This window comes from Variovorax sp. CCNWLW235, assembly GCF_037204085.1.
Lineage (GTDB): Bacteria > Pseudomonadota > Gammaproteobacteria > Burkholderiales > Burkholderiaceae_C > Variovorax.
In genome coordinates, this window is record NZ_JBBCBW010000013.1 from 66,819 (window position 1) to 82,053 (window position 15,235).

Consider the following 15,235-nt stretch of genomic DNA (forward strand, 5'->3'; position numbering starts at 1 on the left):
AGTCGATCACGGCATTGACTGACATCGCGCGATGCATGAGAGCAACATAACAACCACATAAATGGAGCGCGACGTGAACGAGCACTTTGCAACTCACATCGTTGCTCCGATAATTGAGCATTGGATTTTTCTATGTTGACCTGGGACGAAGAAGTCAAGCCCTCCTTACCAAAGGATATGCAACAAGGATTGCAGCAACACCACGCATCGACCAGCGGCTTGCCCGCAGGCCGATCGGTGGACGCTCCGACTTCGTCGATTGCACAACCCACGGCCCCCGTCGCAGCGCAGCGCGTCAAGGCTTCCGACAAGCGCATCATCAACGGCCAGACCGACGTCAACCAGCTGGTGCCGTTCAAGTACAAGTGGGCTTGGGAAAAATACCTCGCCACTTGCGCCAACCACTGGATGCCGCAAGAAGTGAACATGACGCGCGACATCGCGTTGTGGAAAGACCCGAACGGCCTGACCGAAGACGAGCGCCGCATCGTCAAGCGCAACCTCGGCTTCTTCGTGACCGCCGACTCGCTGGCCGCCAACAACATCGTGCTGGGCACCTACCGCCACATCACGGCGCCCGAATGCCGCCAGTTCCTGCTGCGCCAGGCTTTCGAGGAAGCGATCCACACGCACGCGTACCAGTACATCGTCGAGTCGCTCGGCCTGGACGAGAGCGAGATCTTCAACGCCTACAACGAAGTGCCGTCGATCCGCGAGAAGGACCAGTTCCTGATCCCGTTCATCGACGCCATCAGCGACCCCCACTTCAAGACCGGCACGCACGAAACCGACCAGACACTGCTCAAGTCGCTGATCGTGTTCGCCTGCCTGATGGAAGGCCTCTTCTTCTACGTCGGCTTCACGCAAATCCTTGCGCTGGGCCGCCAGAACAAGATGACTGGCGCCGCCGAGCAGTACCAGTACATCCTTCGCGACGAGTCGATGCACTGCAATTTCGGCATCGACCTGATTAACCAGCTCAAGCTCGAGAACCCCGGTCTCTGGACCAACGAGTTCAAGGCCGAGATCAAGGCTCTCTTCATGAAGGCCGTCGAGCTCGAGTACAAATACGCCGAAGACACCATGCCGCGCGGTGTGCTCGGCATGAACGCCTCCATGTTCAAGGGCTACCTGCGCTACATTGCCAACCGGCGTGCACAGCAGATCGGCCTCGAAACGCTCTTCCCGAACGAGGAAAACCCGTTCCCCTGGATGAGCGAAATGATTGACCTGAAGAAAGAGCGCAATTTCTTCGAGACCCGCGTGATCGAGTACCAGTCGGGTGGCGCGCTCTCCTGGGATTGAATCTTTCCGATAAGAATTAATGAATTCAAGAATTGCCCTCGCCACCGATCGCGCCGAAGAGCGCGGCATGGATAAGGGCTCAGGTGTTCATGGTGCTGGAGCACAGATTCCAACGCCATGAATCGCTTTGCGCTACCAACGTGCGCGGAGTGCTTCAATAGGTTGATTTTTTCAACTTGATCAAGGAGAAATAGAAATGGCAACTGCAAAGAAAGCGCCGGCTAAGAAAGCCGCTGCAAAGAAGGCTCCGGCAAAGAAGGTCGCGGCCGCTAAGAAGGCTCCCGCCAAGAAGGTAGCTGCGAAGAAGGCTCCGGCCAAGAAGGTCGCAGCCAAGAAGGTAGCCGCCAAGAAGGCGCCTGCGAAGAAGGTAGCCGCAAAGAAGGCAGCTCCGGCAAAGAAGGCCGCTGCCAAGAAGGCTCCGGCGAAGAAGGCCGCAGCGAAGAAGGCTCCTGCCAAGAAGGCGGCGGCGAAGAAGGCTCCGGCGAAGAAGGCCGCTGCCAAGAAGGCCCCTGCGAAGAAGGCTGCCGCCAAGAAGGCTCCTGCCAAAAAGGCTGCGGCCAAGAAAGCCGCGAAAAAGCCCGCTGCCAAGCCTGCCGCTGCTGCCAAGAAGCCTGCTGCGAAGAAGGCCGCAAAGGCAGCACCTGCCGCAGCGCCTGCTCCTGCTGCGCAAACGACGCTGAACCCGCAGGCAGCCTGGCCGTTTCCGACGGCCAGCAAGCCCTGAGCTTCTCAGCGGCCTTGACGGCAAAAAGCCCGGCACCTCACGGTGTCGGGCTTTTTTTATGCACGCCGCCCGCACGGGCGAGCGAGCAAGCTGCAGCTCAGAGGCCCAGCGCCTTCTTGTCGATCTGGTAGTTCTGAGGCCCGCGCTGCGCGATCTTGAGCGCGCCGATCCGGTTGCCAAGCGCCGCGCATTGCGCGAGCGGCCATTCCTTTTCCAGGCCGAACAGCAGCGCGCCGCGCCATGCATCGCCGCAGCCGGTGGGTTCGACCACCGCGGTCGGCGTTACGCCCGGCACGTGCTCGCGCTCGCCTCCGGTCCACACTTCGCAACCCTCGGCCGCCAGCGTGACCACCAGGCCGCGCACGCGCTTGGAGATTTCGGCCAGGCTCCAGCCGGTGCGCTGCGAAAGCATCTTTCCCTCGTAGTCGTTGACGACCACCCAGCTTGCCAAGTCGATGAAGTGCTTGAGCGCCTCGCCATCGAACATCGGCAGGCCCTGGCCCGGATCGAACACGAACGGAATGCCGGCGGCGGCGAATTGCTCCGCATGCTGCAGCATCGCTTCGCGGCCGTCGGGCGCGATGATGCCGACGCGGATGTCTTCGCGGGCGGCGATTTTCGTGAGGTGCGCCTGCTGCATCGCACCGGGGTGGAACGCGGTGATCTGGTTGTTGTCAACGTCGTTCATGATCATCGCCTGCGCGGTGAACGTGTCGTCGAGCTGGCGCACGAACTCGGTGCTGATGCCCAGCGTGCGCAGGCGCTCCAGGTAGTCGGCCCCGTCGCTTCCGAGCGTGGCCATCGGCAATGCCGTGCCGCCCAGCGCGTTGAGGCTGTAGGCGATGTTGCCGGCACAGCCGCCAAAGTCACGCCGCAGGCCCGGCACCAGGAACGACACATTCAGAATGTGCAGTTGGTCCGGAAGTATCTGGTCGGCAAACCGGCCCTCGAAAGTCATGATGGTGTCGAACGCGAGGGAACCGCAAATCACTGCTGCCATGGTGAGCCGTTGGTTGAAGGGTGAATGAATGAATGAACGAGGCGCGGGCCGAGCCCAAACCTAGGGATCAAGGATAGAACGCTTCCACGCGATAGCCTGCAATGGGCGGCAGCGTCGCCGCCTCCGTTGCGGACAACGTGAGCGGCAGCGATGTGGCCTGGTCGGAGCGCGCTGCGAGCACCGTCGGCGCACCATAGTCCGCCGCCGTGAGCACGCGCCGCACCACTGCCCGCTCCTGCGTGTCGAGCAGCGAAAGCTCGATGGCCGGCATGGCGAGCGGAACCGTGGCCCCATTGCGCAAGGTAAAGCTGAGCCGATAGTCGTTGTTGCCGGTCTTCTCGCGAGCGAAGGCGGCGCCTTCGATCACGATGTCGCCGATCTGGCGCAACGCCGTGAGTTCGCAGCCGGTCAACCGGCACATGGCGGCGAATGCGGGGCGCAGGTTCGGCTGGCGGGCCACGATGCCGTCGCGCTCGTGATGCAAGATCTGCGCGACGAACAGCACAACGGCCAGTACGGCGAAGAACCAAAGCGCAAATCGAATGGTGCCCCGCTGCCAGAACCCCTCGGTGCCACGATCGATCTTCTCGTCACCAGAGAAAGGAACCCTGTCCGAATCCTCCGCTTCGTGAAGCGGTGCCGGAAGCAGCAGCGGACTCGAATCACCGTCTTGCTCGCTCGCCTGCCTCACCATCGACGCCGAGGCCTTTGCGGCGGTGCGCTCGTCGCGCGCCTTGGCGCTCGCGATCTTGGCCGACTTGATGCGCGCCCGGCGCAGCGCCTTCTGCATCTGCACCTGGTCGCGGTCTTGCGCGGCCTCGTGCTTTTCGTCTTCGACGCTGGCCGATGCCGCCATTTCGCGAGCCTTGATGCGCAAGGCTGGCAAGGGAGGCGGCGGCGGGGGCGGCGGCGAAGGGGGTGCCGCAAGATTCAGGTCGATGTTCGGAAACGGCGGCAGCGAACTCGCGGGCGGCCGCCATTCGGGCTCGTTGGCTTCGAAGTCGGACCACAACTCGTCGGCGATGATTCCGTGCGCAGGCAATACGAAGGCAGTCGCGGACGACGTGGCAGCTGCTGCGGGACTTGGTGCCGGCGTCGGCGCAGGCCTGGTCTCGGGAAGCGGCGCAGGCGGAAGAAGCTCGTCCGTCTCTGCAGGCGACTCCGAAGGGGCAGTGTCCGATGCGTCGTCATGCTCCGGTTCGTCATCGAAGAAGTCCGCGTCTTCCACGGCACTCGAAGACTCCGGCACAGTCTGCTCGGCCGGTGAAGGCTGCCGTTCAGTCGGCCCGAGCTCCGCTTCGGCCTTTGCGGAAGGCTCCGTTGGAGGCGGAGGTGGAGCCGTCGGACCCGGGACGCCGTCCGGCGCCTCGTGCAGATCGAGCGTGGCGTCGAACACATGGCTGCAGCGGCCGCAACGCACCCAGCCATCCGAGATGCGAAGCTGGTCGCGCACCACCTTGAAGGTGGTGGCACAGGCGGGGCAACGCGTGACAAGGCTCATGACCGGGCGATTGTAGGGTCGAGCCCCCGCCTCGCGAGCGGTGCGCGGCGGTGCGAAATCCCGGCCGCGCTGCTCAGCAGCGAGCCGTCATGAGGATCCAGCCGTCCTCGCTGTCGCTGACCTCGAGCGCGGCATAAGGCGCATAGGCCTGCTTCAGCTCGTCGGCCTGCCGCTCGAGAATGCCCGCGAGCACCAGCGATCCGCCCGGCGCCACGTGGCTGCGCAGCAAGGGCGCAAGCACCTTGAGCGGCGTGGCGAGGATGTTGGCCAGCACCGTGTTGTAGTTGCCCTTGGCCGCTTCAGGCAGGCCTGCATTCAGGCGCACGCCATTGGCTTCGGCATTGAGGCGGGTCGACGAAACGGCGGCTTCGTCGATGTCCACGGCATCGATATCGAGCGCGCCGAACTTCGCCGCGCCAATGGCAAGAATGCCCGAGCCGCAGCCGTAGTCGAGCACGCGCTGGTCGCTGAATGCACCCTCGCCCTGCTTCGCAATCCAGCGCAGGCACATGCGGGTGGTGGGATGCGTGCCGGTACCGAAGGCAAGCCCCGGGTCGAGCCTGATCAACTGCCTGGCTTGCTCGGGCGGCTCATGCCAGGTGGGCACGATCCAGAACTCGGGCGTGATTTCGACCGGCGCGAATTGCGACTGCGTGAGCCGCACCCAGTCTTGATCGGGCACCGGCGCAACACCGAGCACCTCGCAGCCTTCGAAGAAGTCTTGCAGCGCGAGCACCGATGCGGCCTCTTTGGCGAGCGCTTCGTCGGCAAACAGCGCAATGACGCGCGACCGCTGCCAACCCTCCTTGGGCGGCGGCATGCCGGGCTCGCCGAACAGCGCCTGCTCGGCATCGGTCTGTGCATCGGCGTCTTCCACCGAAACGCTCAGCGCATCGAGTGCGTCGAGCGAATCGCTGAGCATTTCGACCCGGTCTTCCGGCGCCATCAGGCGAAGTTCAAACATGGTGGCGTCCGGTGCTCTCGGTTCAGCGCTTGTGCGCCGCGAGCCACTCTTCCAGGTAGTGGATGTTGGTACCGCCGCTCATGAACTTGGCGTCGACCATCAGCTCGCGGTGAAGCGGAATGTTGGTCTGGATGCCTTCGATCACGGTTTCGTTCAGCGCCGTGCGCATGCGCGCCATCGCCTGCTCGCGCGTGTCGCCATACACAATGATCTTGCCGATCATCGAGTCGTAGTTGGGCGGCACGAAGTAGTTGGTGTACGCATGCGAATCGACGCGCACGCCAGGGCCGCCCGGCGGGTGCCACATGGTGATGCGCCCCGGCGACGGCGTGAACTTCCAGGCGTCTTCGGCGTTGATGCGGCACTCGATGGCGTGGCCGCGCATTTCGATCTGGCGCTGCGTGAACGGAAGCTTTTCGCCCGCCGCCACCATGATCTGCGTCTTCACGATGTCGATGCCGGTGGTGAACTCGGTCACCGGGTGCTCCACCTGCACGCGCGTGTTCATCTCGATGAAATAGAACTCGCCGTTTTCGTAGAGAAACTCGAAGGTGCCCGCGCCGCGGTAGCCGATTTTCTTGCAGGCCGCTGCGCAGCGCTCGCCGATCTTCTCGATCAGCTTGCGCGGAATGCCGGGCGCCGGCGACTCCTCGATCACCTTCTGATGGCGCCGCTGCATGGAGCAGTCGCGCTCGCCCAGGTAGACGGCGTTCTTGTGCTTGTCGGCCAGGATCTGAATTTCAACGTGGCGCGGATTCTGGAGAAACTTCTCCATGTACACGGCCGGATTGTTGAACGCAGCGCCGGCTTCCGCCTTGGTCATCTGGATCGCGTTGACCAGTGCCGCTTCGGTGTGCACCACCCGCATGCCGCGGCCACCGCCGCCGCCGGCGGCCTTGATGATGACCGGGTAGCCGATGGCCCGCGCAATGCGCTTGTTGGTGGCGGCGTCATCAGACAGCTCGCCCTCGGAGCCGGGCACGCAAGGCACGCCGGCCTTGATCATGGCTTGCTTGGCCGAGACCTTGTCACCCATCGTGCGGATGTTGTCGGGCGTCGGGCCGATGAACTGGAAACCGCTTTGCTCCACGCGCTCGGCGAAGTTGGCGTTTTCGCTCAGGAAACCGTAGCCGGGGTGGATGGCCTCGGCGTCGGTGACCTCGGCCGCCGAGATGATCGCCGGCATGTTGAGATAGCTCAGCGACGACGGTGCCGGGCCGATGCACACGGCTTCCTGCGCCAGCTTGACGTACTTCGCGTCGCGGTCCGCTTCGGAATAGACCATCACGGCCTTGATGCCGAGCTCGCTGCAGGCGCGCTGGATCCGGAGGGCAATTTCCCCCCGGTTTGCAACCAGGATCTTCTTGAACATGGTCACTCGATGATGAACAGCGGCTGGCCGTATTCGACTGCCTGACCGTTTTCGCCGAGGATCTGGGTGATCGTACCGGACTTGTCCGCTTCGATTTCGTTGAGGATCTTCATCGCTTCGATGATGCAGACGGTGTCGCCCTCGTTGACCTTGCTGCCGACTTCGACAAAAGCCGGTGCGCCGGGGCTGGACGAACGATAGAAGGTGCCGACCATCGGCGACTTGACAGCGTGCCCGGTGGGCGCGGCTTCGGCTGCCGGCGCGGCGGCAGCAAGCGCGGGCGCTGCAGGCGCACCGGCGGCGGGAGCAGCGGCAGGTGCCGCCACGGTCTGAACATATTGCACCGGGGCAGCGCCGCCGCCCTTGACGATGCGAACCTTGCCTTCGGTTTCGGTGATTTCCAGTTCGGAAATATTGGATTCCGACACCAAATCGATCAGTGTCTTGAGTTTGCGCAGATCCATGAGGCTCCAGTGCCGACTTTGCCGGTCATTAGGATGTAACTTGGCTAAAAATCGTTGATCTTTAGCGATTGGCGGCGAATGCCGAGGTGTATCTGATTCTAACCGTGAACGAGTTCACGTCGCCAAGTGTCCAGATCGGCCGGCTCGAGCTTGCCCATTTTACGAGCCGCCACGGTCCCCGCGCCCGTAAGAACCAGCGTGAACGGCAATCCGCCGGCCGTGTTGCCAAGACTTTTTACCAGTTCAGTGCCCTGCAAACCGGCCAATCCAAGCGGGTAGCTGACGGGCGTTTTCTGCAGGAATTTGCGGACGGCGCTAGGCTGATCTATCGCCAAACCGACAACTTGCCAGCCGTTGCCGCCATTTTCGCGAAAGAAGCGGTCGATCATCGGCATTTCTTCCACACACGGCGGGCACCACGTGGCCCAAAAGTTCAGCAGCAGTGGTTTGCCGCGCAGGCTGGAAAAAACCAGTTCACCGCCCTCCGGACGGTCGAAGCGCTGATCCCAGAAAGCCGCGTCCAGCACTTCACCCTTGGTGCTGCCCCCGCGCTCACGCCACCACGCGCCGCCCAGGCCTGCCGCGGCGGCCGCGACTGCCACGCCGCCATACATGAGGCGGCGCCGTGTGGGCGAAGAAGTCATTCACTTGTCCTTTTCTCTTTCAATCAGCCGTCGCAGCGCGGCCAGATCGCCGCGCGGGGTGCGCCCCTGGGCGTCGGGCCGGAGCGCCCCACGCAGGTCGTCGAGGTCGTACACCAGCAGGTGGACCCCGATCTCCTCGCCCAGCGCGCGGCTCGCGGCATGCACGCTCAAGGCCTCGACCTGCTCACCGTGAAAACCGGTGACCATTCGCGGCTCGTAGTCCACGTGATGGTCGATGAGGGCAATTTCGGCCGACTTGGAATCATCGCAGAACAACTGAATATAAATGTCTGACAGCCGCGTGGCCGTGCCGTGCCAGACGGCCCCCCCGATGTGCGGCCGGAACGCCGCCATGCGCTCCATCCATTCGAGCGCGAGCAGCCGCAAGGCATGCAGCTCCTGCGGCTGGGTGTCGGCGCAATAAAGCGCGATGTAGTCACGCACTTCGGCCTCGACCTCGTCGTTGTTCGGCAGCGCCGTACGCGACGACAGGCCAAGGTCTCGCACCGCGCGGCGCTTGGCCGGGCCGTACTCCAGCCCCTCCTCGACGACGAGGCGGGCTGCGGTGGCGGCGATCTCACGCTTGGTGGTCGTGTCCATCGGAACATTTTGCCCGCACTACGCCGCCCTCACACCAAACATCAGTACAAAGGACAAGGCTGCGGCGCGGACGCGGCATGCCGCCTCCCTAGAATCGCCCGATGCACATTCATATTCTTGGCATCTGCGGCACGTTCATGGGCGGCTTGGCCGCCCTGGCGCGCGAAGCGGGCCACCGGGTCACGGGCTGCGATGCCGGCGTGTACCCGCCCATGAGCGACCAGCTCCGGTCGCTTGGCATCGACCTGATCGAAGGCTTCGACGCCGACCAGTTGGCACTTTCACCCGACATGTTCGTGGTCGGCAATGTGGTTTCGAGGGCCCGGCTGCCCGACGGCAGCCCCAAGTTTCCGCTGATGGAAGCCATCCTCGATGCCGGCAAGCCCTACACCAGCGGACCGCAATGGCTGGCCGAGCACGTGCTGCTGGGTCGCCACGTGCTTGCCGTGGCCGGAACCCACGGAAAGACCACCACCACATCGATGCTGGCCTGGGTGCTGGAGCAAGGCGGCAAGGCGCCGGGCTTTCTGGTGGGCGGCGTTCCGCTCGACTTTGGCGTATCTGCGCGGCTTGGCGACGGACCGGCATTCGTCATCGAGGCAGACGAGTACGACACCGCTTTTTTCGACAAGCGCAGCAAGTTCGTGCACTACCGCCCGCGCACGGCGATTCTCAACAACCTGGAATTCGACCACGCGGACATCTTCGATGACTTGGCCGCCATCGAACGGCAGTTCCATCACCTCGTTCGCACGGTGCCCGGCAGCGGGCGCCTGGTGGTGAACGCCACCGAAGAGAGTTTGCAACGCGTGCTGAGCCAAGGCTGCTGGTGCGGGCTCGCCCGCTTTGGCGCTGGCGGTGAATGGCAGGCGCGCGGCACGCACGACGCCTTCGACGTGCTGTACCGCGGCGAGGCCGTGGGCCGCGTTGAATGGGAGCTTTCGGGCCTGCACAACCAGATGAATGCGCTGGCCGCCATTGCCGCGGCCGAGCATGTGGGCGTTGCGCCGGCCGATGCGGCCAAGGCACTCGGCAGCTTCCGCAACGTGCGCCGGCGCATGGAGTTGCGCGGCACGGTCGAGCGCAGCAGCGGTGCAATCACCGTCTACGACGACTTCGCCCACCACCCGACCGCCATTCGCACCACGCTCGACGGCCTGCGCAAGAAGCTCGACGATGCCGGCAAGCAAGGCGAGCGCATCCTCGCGGCCTTCGAACCGCGCAGCAACACGATGAAGCTCGGCGTGATGGCGGCGCAACTGCCGTGGAGCCTGGAAGCGGCCGACCTGTCTTTCTGCCATACCGCCGGGCTCGACTGGGACGCCGCCGCAGCCTTGGCCCCGATGGGCGACCGCGCCCAAGTGGCCGGCGCCGTCGAGCCGCTGGTCGCGCAGATCGTTGCCGCGGCCCGCCCCGGCGATCACATCGTCTGCATGAGCAACGGCGGCTTCGGCGGCGTGCACGACAAGCTGCTTGCGGCACTGCGCAGCGCCGCGGCTCCATGACCGCCATGCGCGCCCGCGAGCTGATCGAGAGCCTGAAGCTGCAGCCCCACCCCGAGGGCGGCTGGTACAGCGAGGTGTTCCGTTCTGCGGCGAGCGTGGTTCCCACGGACGGCCGCGCGCCGCGCAGCGCGCTCACCAGCATCTACTTTCTGCTGGAGGCCGGCCAGCATTCGCGCTGGCACCGGGTGCTCTCGGACGAGGTGTGGGTCCATCTGGAAGGCGTGCCGCTGGCGCTCTGGACGTGCGATGCCGCCATGCGCACCGCACCGGCGCACGTGCGGCTGGGCCCGGTCGACGCGCACGGCACGCGCCCCCAGCACGTGGTGCCGGCCGGCCAGTGGCAGGCCGCCCGGCCGATCCAGGGCCACGCGAGTGGCGACTACACGCTGGTCGCCTGCATGGTCGGCCCGGGCTTCGACTTCGCAGACTTTTCCCTGGTGCCGCCCGAAAGCGACGAAGCCACCGCCATGCGGCACCACTGGCCCGAACTGGCCGGAATGCTCTGATCCCGCCCAGCGCGGTTTATCCCCGGCGCTGCTTGACCGCCTGCGACAGCACGTCGAGCACCTGCACCGAATCGTCCCAACCCAGGCAGGCGTCGGTGATGCTCTTGCCGTATTCGAGGCCCGCGATCTGGTCCTTGCCCGGCGTGAACTTCTGGGCGCCCGCTTGCAGGTGGCTCTCGACCATCACACCGAACACGCGGTTCGATCCGCCCGCGATCTGGTTGGCGATGTCCTTCGCCACGTCGATCTGCTTCTGGTGCTGCTTGGAACTGTTGGCGTGGCTGCAGTCGACCATCAGCGTGGGCGGCAACTTGGCAGCTTCCAGGTCCTTGCAGGCGGCCTCGACGCTCGCTGCATCGTAGTTGGGCGCCTTGCCACCACGCAGGATCACGTGGCAGTCGCGATTGCCGTTGGTCTGCACGATGGCCACCTGGCCGTTCTTGTGCACCGAAAGAAAGTGGTGGCCGCGCGCCGCTGCCTGGATGGCGTCGGTGGCGATGCGGATATTGCCGTCAGTGCCGTTCTTGAAGCCGATCGGCGCGGAAAGCCCCGAGGCCAGTTCGCGGTGCACCTGGCTTTCGGTGGTGCGCGCGCCGATGGCGCCCCAGGCGATCAAGTCGCCGATGTACTGCGGCGAGATCACGTCGAGGAACTCGCTGCCCGCCGGCAGGCCGATCCGGTTGATGTCGATGAGCAGCTGGCGCGCAATGCGCAGGCCCTCGTCGATGCGGTAGCTTTCGTCCAGGTACGGATCGTTGATGAGGCCCTTCCAGCCCACCGTGGTGCGCGGCTTCTCGAAGTACACGCGCATCACGATCTCCAGCGTGCCGGCGTACTTTTCGCGCTCCACCTTCAGGCGGCGGGCGTAGTCGAGCGCGGCGGCCGGGTCGTGAATCGAGCACGGGCCCATGATCACCAGCAGTCGGTCATCCTTGCCCGCCATGATGTTGTGGATGTTGCGGCGGGTGCCCTCGATCAGCGTTTCGACCGGCGTGCCGCGAATCGGGAAGAAGCGGATCAGATGTTCGGGAGGGGGCAGCACGTTGATGTCCTTGATGCGTTCGTCGTCGGTCTTGCTGGTTTTTTCGACGCTCGCATACCAGCTGTCGCTGGCGGGGGCAGTGTTCGTGCTCATGGTGCTTTTCCTTGTTGGAGTGAAATCGTCAGGGCATAAAAAAACCGCCGGGGGCTCTGGGCCACCGGCGGTTCTGGGAGGGTGTTCGTTTGCTTTACGCGCTCGCCTCTCGTCCGCCGGAAACCGGGAACCAAAAGTAGGCAAAGAAATAAGCGCGGAGGGCGGACATGTGGGCGAAATGTAGCACGGAAAACAAAAAGCCGGGCAAAAGCCCGGCTCTGAACACTCAGCGGTAGCCCGATTCGTTGGGGTTGTGAATGATCCAGATCAGGTTGCCGCCCGAGTAGTCGCCCATGCCGCCACCTGCGAAAACCAGGCGCCCCTGGCCCTTGTAGGTCATCTCGTAGCGGTGGCGGTCGCTACCGAAGTAGAACGGAATGAATGCCTTGCCCGTGACGTAGGCGCCCTGGTCCGTCGGCTGGCCGGCGAGGTCGGTCACCTGCTTGGCGCTCATGCCGATCTGCAGGCGCGAGAACTTGCTGTTGCGGGCGGGAACGCCCGTGATTTCGCCTTCGTAGCCATTCAGGCCCTTGACGGTACGGCCGCTGCCGGCTTCGACCTTGGACGAATCAACGACGTTGCCCTTGGCGTCCATGCCGGCCTTTGCGCCGCCGCGCGCCGGGGCGGCGGGTGCGCTGGCAGCGGGTGCCGAGGCCGCGGGCTGGCTGCTGTCGCCCGAACCGCCGCGCGAAGCGCAACCTGCGGTTGCGAGCGCCACTGCGGCAGTTGCAGCCCACAGGGCCGCGGACGAATTGATCCTGATCCTCATCGAATGCTCCTCTTTTTGAAAAATAAGGAGCGGAGCTTAGCAAGCTCTCAGGCCGTTCCGCCTACGGTCAAACCATCGATGCGCAGGGTGGGCTGGCCGACGCCCACGGGCACGCTCTGGCCTTCCTTGCCGCAGGTGCCCACGCCCGAATCGAGCGCCATGTCGTTGCCGATCATGGTCACGCGGGTGAGCGCGTCAGGGCCGTTGCCCACGATGGTCGCGCCCTTCACGGGGTATTGGATCTTGCCGTTCTCGACCCAGAAGGCTTCGCTGGCCGAGAACACGAACTTGCCGCTCGTGATGTCGACCTGGCCGCCGCCGAAGTTGGTGGCGTACAGGCCCTTCTTGATGCTGGCGACGATTTCCTTCGGGTCCTTGTCGCCGCCGAGCATGTAGGTGTTGGTCATGCGCGGCATCGGCACGTGGGCATAGCTCTCGCGCCGGCCGTTGCCGGTGGGCTTGACCTTCATGAGGCGCGCGTTGAGCGAATCCTGGATGTAGCCCTTGAGGATGCCGTCTTCAATGAGCACGTTGCGCTGGCTCGCATTGCCCTCGTCGTCCACATTGAGCGAGCCGCGGCGGTCGGCAATGGTGCCGTCGTCCAGCACCGTGACGCCCTTGGCCGCCACGCGCTGGCCGATGCGGCCCGAGAACGCGCTCGAGCCCTTGCGGTTGAAGTCGCCTTCCAGCCCGTGGCCGATGGCCTCGTGCAGCAGGATGCCGGGCCAGCCGGAGCCGAGCACCACCGTCATTTCGCCAGCGGGCGCCGGACGGGCGTCGAGGTTGGTCAGCGCAGCCTTCACGGCCTGGTCGACGTATTCGGCCATCTGCTCGTCGGTGAAGTAGGCCAGGCCGAAACGCCCGCCCCCGCCGCCGGAGCCGACTTCGCGCCGGCCGTTCTGCTCGGCAATCACGGTCACCGACAGGCGCACCAGCGGGCGCACGTCGGCCGCCAGGGTGCCGTCGGCGCGTGCCACCAGCACCACGTCGTATTCGCTCGCCAAACCGGCCATGACCTGGGCCACGCGCGGATCGCGCGAGCGTGCGAGCTTCTCGACCCGTTCGAGCAGCTTGACCTTGGCCGTGCTGTCGAGCGTGGAGATGGGATCGACGCCGTTGTAGAGCGAGCGGCTCGAAGCAATCTTGCGCGCCGGCGTCTTCACGCGGCCGGTGCGGCCGGCGGAAGAAATCGAGCGGACCGTGCGGGCCGCATCGAGCAGCGACGCCTCGGAAATATCGTCCGAATAGGCAAAGGCGGTCTTCTCGCCGCTGACCGCGCGCACGCCGACGCCCTGGTCGATGCTGAAGCTGCCGGTCTTGACGATGCCCTCTTCGAGGCTCCAGCCCTCGCTGCGCGTGTACTGGAAGTACAGGTCGGCATCGTCCACCTTGTGGGCGGTGATCTCGGCCAGGGCCTTGCTCAGGTGCGATTCGTCGAGGCCGAACGGCGTGAGCAGGAGCTGTTGCGCCGTGGCAAGGCGCTCGATGGTGGGTTCGCGAGAGATCATGAAGCGGATTCTAGGGCTCGCCCCCGGACCGCGCGCGCGGCGGCGCTTCGCCTTCCCTCGGCCATGCCTAGCTTTGAGAGAGCTTCCTGGCGCGCGCGATGGACATCAGGATGCCCAGCCCCAGCCCCAGCGTAACCATGGCGGTGCCGCCATAGCTGATGAAAGGCAGTGGCACGCCCACCACGGGCAGGATCCCGCTGACCATGCCCATGTTGACGAAGGCGTAGGTGAAGAAAATCATCGTCACCGCCCCCGCCAGCAGCCGCGAGAACAGGCTCGTGGCGCTGGCCGCAATGGCCAGTCCGCGGAAGATCAGCAGGATGAAGGCCGCAATCAGCGCCAGGTTGCCCACGAGGCCGAATTCCTCGGAATAGGCGGCAAAGATGAAGTCGGTGGTGCGCTCGGGAATGAATTCGAGATGCGTCTGCGTTCCCTGCATGAACCCCTTGCCACCCACGCCCCCGGAGCCGATGGCGATCATCCCCTGGATGATGTGAAAACCCTTGCCGAGCGGATCCTTGCTGGGGTCGAGCAGCGTGCACACGCGCTGCTTCTGGTAGTCGTGCAGCACCCGCCAGTCGACGCCCTCCGCGCACAGCCGCGACTCGAAACTCACGATCAGCGTGATGGCCACGGCGCCGATCACCACCGGCGGCACGATGAGCTTCCACGGCAGCCCGGCAAAAAAGATCACCGCCAAGCCAGCAGCGAGCACCAGCAGCGAAGTGCCCAGGTCGGGCTGCTTCATGATGAGCCCGACCGGAATGGCCAGCAGCACCGTGGCCACGACGAAATCGAGCGGCCGCAACTGCCCCTCGCGGCGCTGGAACCACCAGGCCAGCATCAACGGCATTGCGATCTTCAAGATTTCGCTCGGCTGGATCACCACGCCGAGGTTGATCCAGCGCGTGGCCCCCTTCTTCGTGATTCCGAAGAGCGCAACCGCAATCAGCAGCGCCACCCCCGTCACATACACCGGCACCGCGAACATCATCAGCCGCTGCGGCGGCACCTGGGCCACCACAAACATGATGAAGCCCGCCAGCAGCATGTTGCGGCCATGGTCGGCAAAACGCGAGCCGTGGTCGTAGCCGGACGAATACATCGTCAGCAACCCGGCGAAAGCCAGCAACAGCACGGCAAAAGCCAGAAAGCCGTCGAACCCCTGGAAGATGGGCGCGACGCGGCGCGCCAGGGAGGGCTGATTGAACACGGCGGACATGGGGCTGGATTATCCG

Annotated in this window: 15 protein-coding genes; 4 read left to right on the forward strand and 11 right to left on the reverse strand. The window is 64.7% G+C overall.

Annotated features, from left to right (window positions below):
* Nucleotides 1-132: 132 nt before the first annotated feature.
* Nucleotides 133-1,305 carry a ribonucleotide-diphosphate reductase subunit beta gene (locus V9L21_RS15870; RefSeq protein ID WP_337313415.1) on the forward strand — a complete coding sequence of 391 codons (1,173 nt, stop codon included), beginning with the start codon at nt 133-135 and terminating at the stop codon, nt 1,303-1,305.
* 196 nt (nt 1,306-1,501) lie between these two features.
* Complete coding sequence (locus tag V9L21_RS15875; RefSeq protein ID WP_055801757.1) at nt 1,502-2,029, forward strand: histone H1-like DNA-binding protein; 528 nt, start codon at nt 1,502-1,504, stop codon at nt 2,027-2,029.
* Between the two features lie 97 nt (nt 2,030-2,126).
* On the opposite strand, the gene V9L21_RS15880 is transcribed toward V9L21_RS15875, so the two are convergent.
* From V9L21_RS15880 to V9L21_RS15910, 7 genes are all read right to left on the reverse strand, one after another.
* Nucleotides 2,127-3,029, reverse strand: coding sequence for a carbohydrate kinase family protein (locus V9L21_RS15880; protein ID WP_337313417.1), 903 nt, complete (start codon nt 3,027-3,029; stop codon nt 2,127-2,129).
* 67 nt (nt 3,030-3,096) lie between these two features.
* Nucleotides 3,097-4,530 (reverse strand): zinc-ribbon and DUF3426 domain-containing protein, encoded by a 1,434-nt coding sequence (locus tag V9L21_RS15885; protein WP_337313419.1) that lies wholly within the window; start codon nt 4,528-4,530, stop codon nt 3,097-3,099.
* Nucleotides 4,531-4,603: 73 nt separating this feature from the next.
* Nucleotides 4,604-5,494: a 50S ribosomal protein L11 methyltransferase gene (gene prmA / locus V9L21_RS15890; protein ID WP_337313421.1), complete on the reverse strand. Its 891-nt coding sequence runs from the start codon at nt 5,492-5,494 to the stop codon at nt 4,604-4,606.
* A gap of 22 nt (nt 5,495-5,516) precedes the next feature.
* Nucleotides 5,517-6,866, reverse strand: coding sequence for an acetyl-CoA carboxylase biotin carboxylase subunit (accC, locus tag V9L21_RS15895; RefSeq protein WP_126747952.1), 1,350 nt, complete (start codon nt 6,864-6,866; stop codon nt 5,517-5,519).
* Between the two features lie 2 nt (nt 6,867-6,868).
* The gene (accB, locus tag V9L21_RS15900; protein WP_157616584.1) at nt 6,869-7,330 is read right to left on the reverse strand and encodes an acetyl-CoA carboxylase biotin carboxyl carrier protein; all 462 of its coding nucleotides are present in this window, start codon (nt 7,328-7,330) and stop codon (nt 6,869-6,871) included.
* Nucleotides 7,331-7,428: 98 nt separating this feature from the next.
* On the reverse strand, nt 7,429-7,974 hold the full coding sequence (locus tag V9L21_RS15905; RefSeq protein ID WP_337313424.1) for a TlpA family protein disulfide reductase: 546 nt from the start codon (nt 7,972-7,974) through the stop codon (nt 7,429-7,431).
* Nucleotides 7,975-8,574 carry a hypothetical protein gene (locus tag V9L21_RS15910; protein ID WP_157612065.1) on the reverse strand — a complete coding sequence of 200 codons (600 nt, stop codon included), beginning with the start codon at nt 8,572-8,574 and terminating at the stop codon, nt 7,975-7,977.
* Nucleotides 8,575-8,675: 101 nt separating this feature from the next.
* Here V9L21_RS15910 and mpl point away from each other — a divergent pair, with 101 nt between their 5' ends.
* Both mpl and V9L21_RS15920 read left to right on the forward strand, forming a co-directional pair.
* Nucleotides 8,676-10,079 carry a UDP-N-acetylmuramate:L-alanyl-gamma-D-glutamyl-meso-diaminopimelate ligase gene (mpl, locus tag V9L21_RS15915; protein ID WP_337313427.1) on the forward strand — a complete coding sequence of 468 codons (1,404 nt, stop codon included), beginning with the start codon at nt 8,676-8,678 and terminating at the stop codon, nt 10,077-10,079.
* Nucleotides 10,076-10,585 (forward strand): cupin domain-containing protein, encoded by a 510-nt coding sequence (locus V9L21_RS15920; RefSeq protein WP_157612063.1) that lies wholly within the window; start codon nt 10,076-10,078, stop codon nt 10,583-10,585. Before mpl ends, V9L21_RS15920 begins: the two co-directional genes overlap by 4 nt.
* Before the next feature lie 16 nt (nt 10,586-10,601).
* On the opposite strand, the gene V9L21_RS15925 is transcribed toward V9L21_RS15920, so the two are convergent.
* From V9L21_RS15925 to rodA, 4 genes are all read right to left on the reverse strand, one after another.
* Nucleotides 10,602-11,720 carry a 3-deoxy-7-phosphoheptulonate synthase gene (locus V9L21_RS15925; protein ID WP_337313430.1) on the reverse strand — a complete coding sequence of 373 codons (1,119 nt, stop codon included), beginning with the start codon at nt 11,718-11,720 and terminating at the stop codon, nt 10,602-10,604.
* Nucleotides 11,721-11,946: 226 nt separating this feature from the next.
* A complete protein-coding gene (locus tag V9L21_RS15930) occupies nt 11,947-12,489 on the reverse strand; it encodes a hypothetical protein (protein ID WP_337313432.1) in 543 nt (180 codons plus the stop codon).
* Between the two features lie 47 nt (nt 12,490-12,536).
* The gene (tldD, locus tag V9L21_RS15935; RefSeq protein WP_258504058.1) at nt 12,537-13,997 is read right to left on the reverse strand and encodes a metalloprotease TldD; all 1,461 of its coding nucleotides are present in this window, start codon (nt 13,995-13,997) and stop codon (nt 12,537-12,539) included.
* A gap of 67 nt (nt 13,998-14,064) precedes the next feature.
* Entirely contained in the window at nt 14,065-15,219 is a 1,155-nt protein-coding gene (rodA, locus tag V9L21_RS15940; RefSeq protein WP_337297373.1) for a rod shape-determining protein RodA, read from the reverse strand.
* Nucleotides 15,220-15,235 lie beyond the last annotated feature (16 nt).